Genomic DNA, 7,901 nt, shown 5'->3' with positions numbered 1-7,901 from the left:
TGACGATGGCACCACGCTCGATTGCCCCATCAGCGACATCACGCTGCGCCGCATCACGGACATTCGTGAGTTCAAGCTCTATGACCAGCCGAACCTCGAACTCGGTCGCGGCACCGACTTCAGCATCGGCGTTGGCACGCTCAAAAAGCTCCATTTTGAAGACCTCACCTTCAATCACCCAGGCAAGATTGAACTCCACGCCAACACCGATGGCCTCATCGTTCACAACGTCCGCGTGAATCATCCCGTCACTCCTGAATGGCACCTGCTCGCTATTGGCCCGAAGTCCATGACCTACCAGAGCGGAGGTCCGAGCAAGCCAGAGAAGTGGACGGAAATCTTCTCACCTGACCTCGACTGCACCGTGCGCAACGTCAGTATCTCCGGGGTCCGTGTTCGTGACTCGCAGACCGACTTGCCCATCGAGCAAGTCGTCAAAGTCATCGAGCAAAAACCCAACCCCGACTACCCCAAGACCACACCGAAAGGCGGCACGGGGAAAGGGATTTGGATTCGATGATGTATGTCTTCCACCGCTCTCCATTTTCATGACTAATCCTCCTCCATCCCAAGCACGCCGCGTCGTGCTCTTTTTCGCCGTTACCTTGGCGATCATCACTTATGTGGACCGCGTCTGCATTTCGCAGGCGGCTCCGACGATGCAGGAGGATCTGGGTTTGACGAAAATCCAGATGGGTTACGCCTTCACCGCGTTTGGTTGGGCTTACGCCTTGTTTGAAATCCCCGGTGGCTGGCTCGGAGATCGCATTGGGCCGCGCAAGGTGCTGATGCGGGTGGTGGGCATGTGGTCTCTCTTCACGGTGGCGACGGGTTGGGCGTGGAATCTCTGGTCGCTGGTGGTCAGCCGGTTCTTCTTTGGCATGGGCGAGGCGGGTTGTTTTCCGAACATCACGAAGGCTTTTACCAACTGGTTCCCGTCGGCCGAGCGAGTCAAAGCCCAGGGCATCTTGTGGCTGAGCGCTCGATGGGGTGGTGCTTTCACACCGCTGCTGGTCGGTTGGATGTTGGCGAGTGGTGGTGAGGGCAAGTTCGGACTCGGCCTGCATTACCGGTGGGTGTTTCTGATCTTTGGTCTGCTGGGCGTGGTCTGGGCGCTGTCGTTCTACCGCTGGTTCCGCGATTTTCCGAAGGATCATCCGGCGGTGAATGCGGGCGAGCTGGCTGTCATTGGCGAAACGCAGCACAGCGGTGATCATTCCATGCCGTGGGGCAAGCTGCTGGCCTCCCGCACAGTCTGGATGCTCTGGGCTCAGTATTTTTTCATGTCTTACGCCTGGTATTTTTATATCACCTGGTTCCCCACGTATCTGAAGGAACAGTTCGCCGGCATGGGCGACATGCAGCGAGCTTTGCTGGCCTGTGTGCCGCTGTTTTTCGGCGGCATCGGCTCCATCCTTGCGGGTCTGCTTTCGGCGCGATTGGATGTGTGGCTCGGCAGCATCGCCCGCACGCGTCGTTGGCTGGGAGTGCTCGGCATGGGCGCTGCGGGGTTCATGCTGCTCGTCTCGATGCAACTTCAGACACCCGTGGCCTCCGTGCTGGCCATTGGTCTCGCGGCTTTGTGCAGCGATCTCGCCATGCCCGGTGCCTGGGGTGCGTGCATGGATGTCGGCGGACGCCACACCGGCGCACTCTCCGGCAGCATGAACATGATGGGCCAAGTCGGCGGAGCCATCGCCCCCATGGCCGTGCCCCTCGTGCTCGCCGCCACGAACAACAACTGGGCCATCAACATGGGCCTCTTCGCCCTCAGCTACTTCCTCGGCGCCATCTGCTGGGCCTTCATCAACTCCGACGAACGTCTGCACGAATAACCCAACTCTCCATCCTTCTACCACTCCAACACTCCATGAAACACCTCATCCTCACCCTACTAGCCGTCGGCCTCATCTCCGCTCAGGCAGAAGTCACCAAAGACAACTTTGGCACCACGCGCGATGGCGAATCCGTCGAGCGTTACACCTTGAAGAACAAGCATGGCCTTGCCGCAAAGGTCATCACCCTGGGCGGCATCATCAACGAACTGCATGTGCCTGATCGCGCGGGCAAACTCGCCGACATCGCGCTCGGATTCGACACGGTGGCTGAATACGAAGAGCACAATGGCGGCGTTTTTTTCGGCTGCATCACCGGGCGCGTGGCCAATCGCATCGCGGGCGGCAAGTTCGATCTCGATGGCAAGTCCTACACGCTGGATCTGCATCCGAAGACCAGCTTCCACTTGCACGGTGGCTTGAAGGGTTTCAGCAAGGTCATCTGGAAAGCAGAAATCGTCACCGACCCAAGAGGACCTGCTTTGCGCCTAACCTACCTCAGCAAGGATGGCGACCAGGGATTCCCCGGCAATCTCAACACCAGCGTCATCTATGTGCTCACCGAGGAGGATGCACTTGTCATCGAGTATGAGGCCACGACTGACAAAGCCACGCCGATCAACCTCACCAACCACACTTACTTCAACCTCGCTGGAGCAGGCAGTGGCACCGTGCTCGACCATCGGCTTAGCTTGCAGTCGCAGCGCTATCTCGAAACCGATGCCGACTTGCTGCCCACAGGAAAACTGCTGCCCGTCGCAGGCACCGCGTTTGATTTCACCAAGAGCGAGGTCATTGGCAGCCGCTTTGATCAAATCTCCATCGGCGGCTACGACCACGCCTTCGTTCTCGCCGACAAGCCGCAGACAAAGCCCGCCCTTGCCGCCGAAGTGTATGAGCCTAAGAGCGGACGCGTGCTGCAAATCCTCACCGACCAACCCGGTATCCAGCTCTACACCGCCACCTACACCACACCGCTCAAAGGTAAAAACGGCATGGGCTATGACCGCTTCCACGGCCTCTGCCTGGTGACCCAGCATCACCCCGATTCCGTCCATCACGCCGAGTTCCCCACGACCATCCTCCGTCCTAGCCAGACGTATAGCACCACGACCATTCATCACTTCAAAACGCGTTGATCGTTGGGGTTTGTGAAACGGGGCTGGCATCAATGAGTCGGAATATCTGTGGCCCAGCACAGCGTCCCTATCATTCTCGAGATCGTCCGATGATTTTACGTTCTGGATTGAAAGAGCTCTGACAGTATACCGTATTGAAACGGTATACCACATGAGCTTACCTCCATCTACAACCACTCGCTCCGACATCACCGTCTCCCGTCTCCGGCAAGAAATCCTCGATGGTGAGATCTCCCCCGGTCATCTCCTCGCTGAGTCTGCCGTTGCGCAACGGCTTGGCGTCAGCCGTGTGCCCGTGCGGGAGGCCTTGTTTGCCCTGGAGCGGGAGGGATTGGTGGAGTTCAGCGACACGGGGCGGGCCTATGTCAAAGACCTGACGCCGCATGATTTTGAAGAGCTTTATGTGCTGCGTCTCGCACTGGAACCCGTGGCGGCGCGATTGGCCGCACCAGCCCTGCGCGAAGACTGCTCGCGTCTTGAGAAAAACATCAAGGCCACCAGCAAAGCCACCACCTTGCTCCAAGTCACGCAATTGGATCTGGATTTCCATGAGATCATTCTGGAGGCATCGGGGAATGCACGACTGCTCAAGCTCTGGCACTCGCTGCGCAGTGAGTTGGAACTTTGGCTGGGGAGGCTGCATCGCTCGAAGCAACTCCAGACGCGCGGCACCCGTGCAGAGACCGTGAGCAGTCACCAAGGTGTGGTAGAGGCATTTAAAACCAAGTCCCCCACCGAATGCGAACGCCTGATGCGCCAGCACATCCTGAGCTGGCGCGAGTGGCTGCCAACGACGGAGGTGCAGCCATGAGATACCTCGCCTCATTCACCTTGCTGCTCGCCACGCACACGTCGTTCGCGGAGGATCATGCCTTTTTTGAGTCAAAGGTGCGGCCGGTGCTCGTGGAGCACTGCTATGAGTGTCACAGTGGGGAGAAGACAAAGGGCGGGCTCGCCTTGGATACGAAGCAGGGCTGGGAAAAGGGCGGCGACACGGGCCCAGCCATCGTGCCGGGCAAACCGGATGAGTCGCTGTTGATCAAAGTGGTGCGCTATCATGACGACGACCTCGCCATGCCGCCGAAGAAGAAGGGTGGAAAGCTGCCCGCGGCGCTCATCGCGGATCTGGTCGAGTGGGTGAAGATGGGTGCGCCGGATCCTCGTGTGGCGGCAGCGAAGATCGCGGGCATGAAAGCGGACGAGGCGAAGTCATGGTGGGCTTTTCAGCCGCTGCCGAAGGTGGATGCATCAAAGAGCGTGGATGACTTCATCAACGCGAAGCTCGCCGAAGCAAAACTGACACCCGCAACACCCGCCGATCCTCGCACATTGATCCGTCGCCTGAGTTACGACCTCACCGGCCTGCCACCGAGCGCGGAGGATGTGGAGGCGTTCGTCCGCGAATGCACCTCAGGTTCGTCATTCGTCATTCGCCATTCGTCATTGCAGCCGCTCATCGAGCGCTTGCTCGCCTCGCCGCAATACGGCGTGCAATGGGGACGGCACTGGCTGGATGTGGTGCGCTACGCTGACACCGCAGGCGAAAACACCGACCGGCCACTCATGCATGCTTGGCGCTACCGGAACTGGGTTTTTGATGCCTTCAACAGCGATCTACGCTACGACGACTTCGTGCGCCAGCAGCTCGCAGGTGACATCCTTCTCGATAAAGCAGACGCGAAGCAGCGTGCGGAGGGCATCGTCGCTACCGGCTACCTTGCCATCGCACGGCGCTTTGGTCACGACATCGAAAAAGACATGCACCTCACGCATGAGGATGTGATCGACACGCTGGGGAAGAACTTCCTCGGTCTCACCACCGGCTGCGCACGCTGCCATGATCACAAATACGACCCCATCACCGCAGAGGACTACTACGCGCTCTACGGTATGTTCGGCAGCACGCGTTTCGCGTTTCCTGGATGTGAGCCGAAGGGCCAGCCGCGCGACATGGTGCCGCTGATCACGCCAAAGGAAGTCGATGCGCTGATGAAGCCGTGGCAGGAAAAGAACGCGCCACTTGAAGCCGCAAAGAAAAAGCAGCTCACGGCCGCCAAGTCCGCCGGCGAAGCCATCGCCAAGCTAGGCGGCACGAGCAGCAAGGTGCTGGCCGAATCCAAAATTGCCGAAGGAGCCAGCGTGCCCTTCGAGCATCGCCTCCGCGTGCGCAAAGGTGAGGTCGTGCAGCTCGCGGTGTCGCCCAATACCAGCCACGGCGCGGATACGACGCTCATCGAGTGGCGCATCGCAGAGACGGATGGCGCGATGCGTTCGTGGAGCGTCGCGGAGCTGGTGCCGGACTTGATGAAGGGCAATCCGCATCCCGCACGCGATGGCGCGGCGTGGTGTTTCCTCGAAACAACGAGCGCGCCAGCGTTCCTCACCGACAAGGCCGATTCGCTCAACGGCAACAGCGCTCTCAAAAAGTGGAGCAGCGGTGATACGCCATCCGTGCTGGTGAACTCGGCAGATCAGCAGGTGATGGCGTGGACCACGCTCGCGGCGGAGTCGTTTTTCGTGCATCCCGGTCCAAAGCGTCCCGTGGCGGTCGCATGGATCAGCCCACTCGATGGCGAGATCACGCTGAGCGGTCGTGTAGCCGATGCGCATCCCATTCCGAATGGCGACGGCGTGTCCTTTGAACTCAAACACATCGCAGCACCCGAGTATGGAACAGCATTAGCACAACTCGGCGCGAGCTTGAAGCCGACTGCCGAGCCTGAGCCGATGCCGGTGATTCCCGTCGCCTATGCCGTGGTGGATGCGAAGCCAAAGAATGACCGCCTTCATCTGCGTGGCGATCCCGAGAAACTCGGCGACGAAGTGCCGCGCCGCTGGCTGTCCATCCTCGGAGGTGAACCAGTGCACGCTGAAGCTGGCAGCGGGCGCAAGCAGCTCGGCGACTGGATTGTGAAATCACCGCTCGCCGCCCGCGTGATGGTGAACCGCATCTGGGAATGGCATTTCGGCCAAGGGCTCGTGCGATCCTCGAATGACTTCGGTGCCCGGGGCGAAAAACCCACGCATCCCGAGTTGCTCGACTGGCTCGCGTCGAAGTTCGTCGAGAGCGGCTTCAGCGTGAAAGCCATGCACCGGCTCATCTTGAGCAGCAAAGTGTATCAACGCGCCAGTGCCGCATCCGCCGCCACTGATCCCGACAACCGCCTGCTCACCCACTTCCCACGCCGCCGCCTCACCGCCGAGGAGATGCGCGACAGCCTGCTCACCGCCTCCGGCCAGCTCGATCTCACACCCGCTGAGGCGCATCCCTTTCCCGCCGAGGCGACATGGAAGTTCAGCCAGCACAATCCCTTCAACGCCGTCTATGAGACGAACAAACGCAGCGCCTATCTCATGGTGCAGCGCCAGCGACGGCATCCTTTCCTTTCGCTCTTCGACGGTGCCGACCCGAATGCCACCACCGCCGCCCGACAAACGACGACCGTGCCCACCCAAGCGCTCTACTTCATCAACGATCCCTTCTTCCACGCCCAGGCCGATACCTTGGCGAAAAAGCTCGCGTCCCTGCCTGACGATGACACGCGCATCACCGCATCCTGGCGCATCCTCTTCCAACGCCAACCCACCGCTGCCGAAACACAGCGAACTAAGGCCTTCCTCGCCACCTACCCCGCCGACATCGCCAACCAATGGGCCGCGCAAGTGCGCGTGCTCATGGCGAGCAATGAGTTCCTGCACATCGACTGATATGAACACTTCACGCCGTCATTTTATCTCCACCACCGCCGGTTCCCTGTTGTTTCCCGGCATCGTGCAGCAACTGCTCGCTGATAATGCGGACCCGCTTGCTCCGAAGCAGACGCATTTCCCGGTGAAGGCGAAGAATGTCATCTTCCTCTTCATGACGGGCGGTGTGTCGCATGTGGATACCTTTGATCCGAAGCCGGAGCTTGTGAAAGGCCACGGCAAGGAGATCAAAGCCGACCATCCCGAGATCAAAGGCCGCCCCGGCTATGAGCGCATCTATTTGAAGCGGCCGCAGTGGGAGTTCGCGAAGCACGGGCAGTGCGGCACGGAGGTCAGCGGGTTGTTTCCGCATCTGGCGACGTGCGTGGACGACATCGCGCTGATCCGCTCGATGCACACCTCGCACTCAAATCACTACAATGCCACGCTTGGCATGCACACGGGTTCTTTTGCACAATCGCGGCCCAGCATCGGCTCGTGGATGACTTACGGTCTCGGCACGCTGAACCGCAATTTGCCCGGCTTTGTCGTCATCGCGCCGAAGCAGACCTACGCGGGCACGCAGGTCTTCGCGAGCGACTTCCTGCCCGGTGCATATCAGGGCACGCTTGTAGTGCCAGGCGCGGAACCCATCGCCAATGTGGCTCCGCGTGTGCCCACAAATCGCCAGCAGTTCGAACTCGCCGCGTTGCGCCAAGTGAACGAGGAACACCTCGCCACAAGAGCGCACGACCCGCTGCTCGCCGCCCGCATGCAGACCTTCGAGACTGCCTTCGGCATGCAGATGGCCGTGCCGGACGCGTTTGATCTCAAACAGGAAACCGACGCCACGCTCGCCAGTTACGGCCTTCAGCGCGGCCAGACCACCGGCTTCGGCTGGCAATGCCTCGCGGCAAGACGCCTTGTTGAACGAGGTGTGCGCTTCGTGGAACTCATCGACACCGGCTCCTCCGGCAACTGGGACGCACATGGCGATATGATGACACATGTGCCTCTCGCGAAGAACGTCGATCAACCCATCGCCGCGCTGCTCAAGGACCTCAAACAACGCGGCATGATGGACGACACGCTCGTCGTCTGGACCACCGAGTTTGGCCGCACTCCCTTCAACAACACCGCCGACGCCAAAGGTCGCGAGCATCATCCATGGGCCTTTAGCTCATGGCTCGCCGGTGCCGGAGTGAAGCCCGGCATCGTCCACGGCGCCACCGACGAGATC

The 7,901-nt window shown here is 60.2% G+C and carries 6 protein-coding genes; all 6 read left to right on the top strand.

The features are described from left to right. The coding region (locus AC6FTP_RS24230) for a hypothetical protein (RefSeq protein WP_497209484.1) at nucleotides 1-520 on the top strand (520 nt) is incomplete at its 5' end. A 28-nt stretch (nucleotides 521-548) separates the two neighbouring features. Continuing rightward, the gene (locus AC6FTP_RS24225; protein ID WP_497209483.1) at nucleotides 549-1,835 is read left to right on the top strand and encodes an MFS transporter; all 1,287 of its coding nucleotides are present in this window, start codon (nucleotides 549-551) and stop codon (nucleotides 1,833-1,835) included. A 35-nt stretch (nucleotides 1,836-1,870) separates the two neighbouring features. Further along, nucleotides 1,871-2,974, top strand: a complete 1,104-nt coding sequence (locus AC6FTP_RS24220; RefSeq protein WP_497209482.1) for an aldose epimerase family protein — start codon at nucleotides 1,871-1,873, stop codon at nucleotides 2,972-2,974. A 151-nt stretch (nucleotides 2,975-3,125) separates the two neighbouring features. Continuing rightward, on the top strand, nucleotides 3,126-3,785 hold the full coding sequence (locus AC6FTP_RS24215; RefSeq protein WP_497209481.1) for a GntR family transcriptional regulator: 660 nt from the start codon (nucleotides 3,126-3,128) through the stop codon (nucleotides 3,783-3,785). After that, nucleotides 3,782-6,682, top strand: coding sequence for a PSD1 and planctomycete cytochrome C domain-containing protein (locus AC6FTP_RS24210; protein WP_497209480.1), 2,901 nt, complete (start codon nucleotides 3,782-3,784; stop codon nucleotides 6,680-6,682). The genes AC6FTP_RS24215 and AC6FTP_RS24210 overlap by 4 nt, the downstream gene beginning before the upstream one ends. A 1-nt stretch (nucleotide 6,683) precedes the next feature. After that, nucleotides 6,684-7,901 (top strand): DUF1501 domain-containing protein (locus tag AC6FTP_RS24205; protein ID WP_497209479.1); only part of this gene is annotated, 1,218 nt, incomplete at its 3' end.

It is taken from the genome of Prosthecobacter sp., assembly GCF_044378005.1.
In the GTDB taxonomy this organism is placed as follows: Bacteria; Verrucomicrobiota; Verrucomicrobiia; order Verrucomicrobiales; family Verrucomicrobiaceae; genus Prosthecobacter.
Note: the sequence above shows the minus strand (reverse complement) of the source record. Positions and strands in the feature narration are given on the sequence as shown.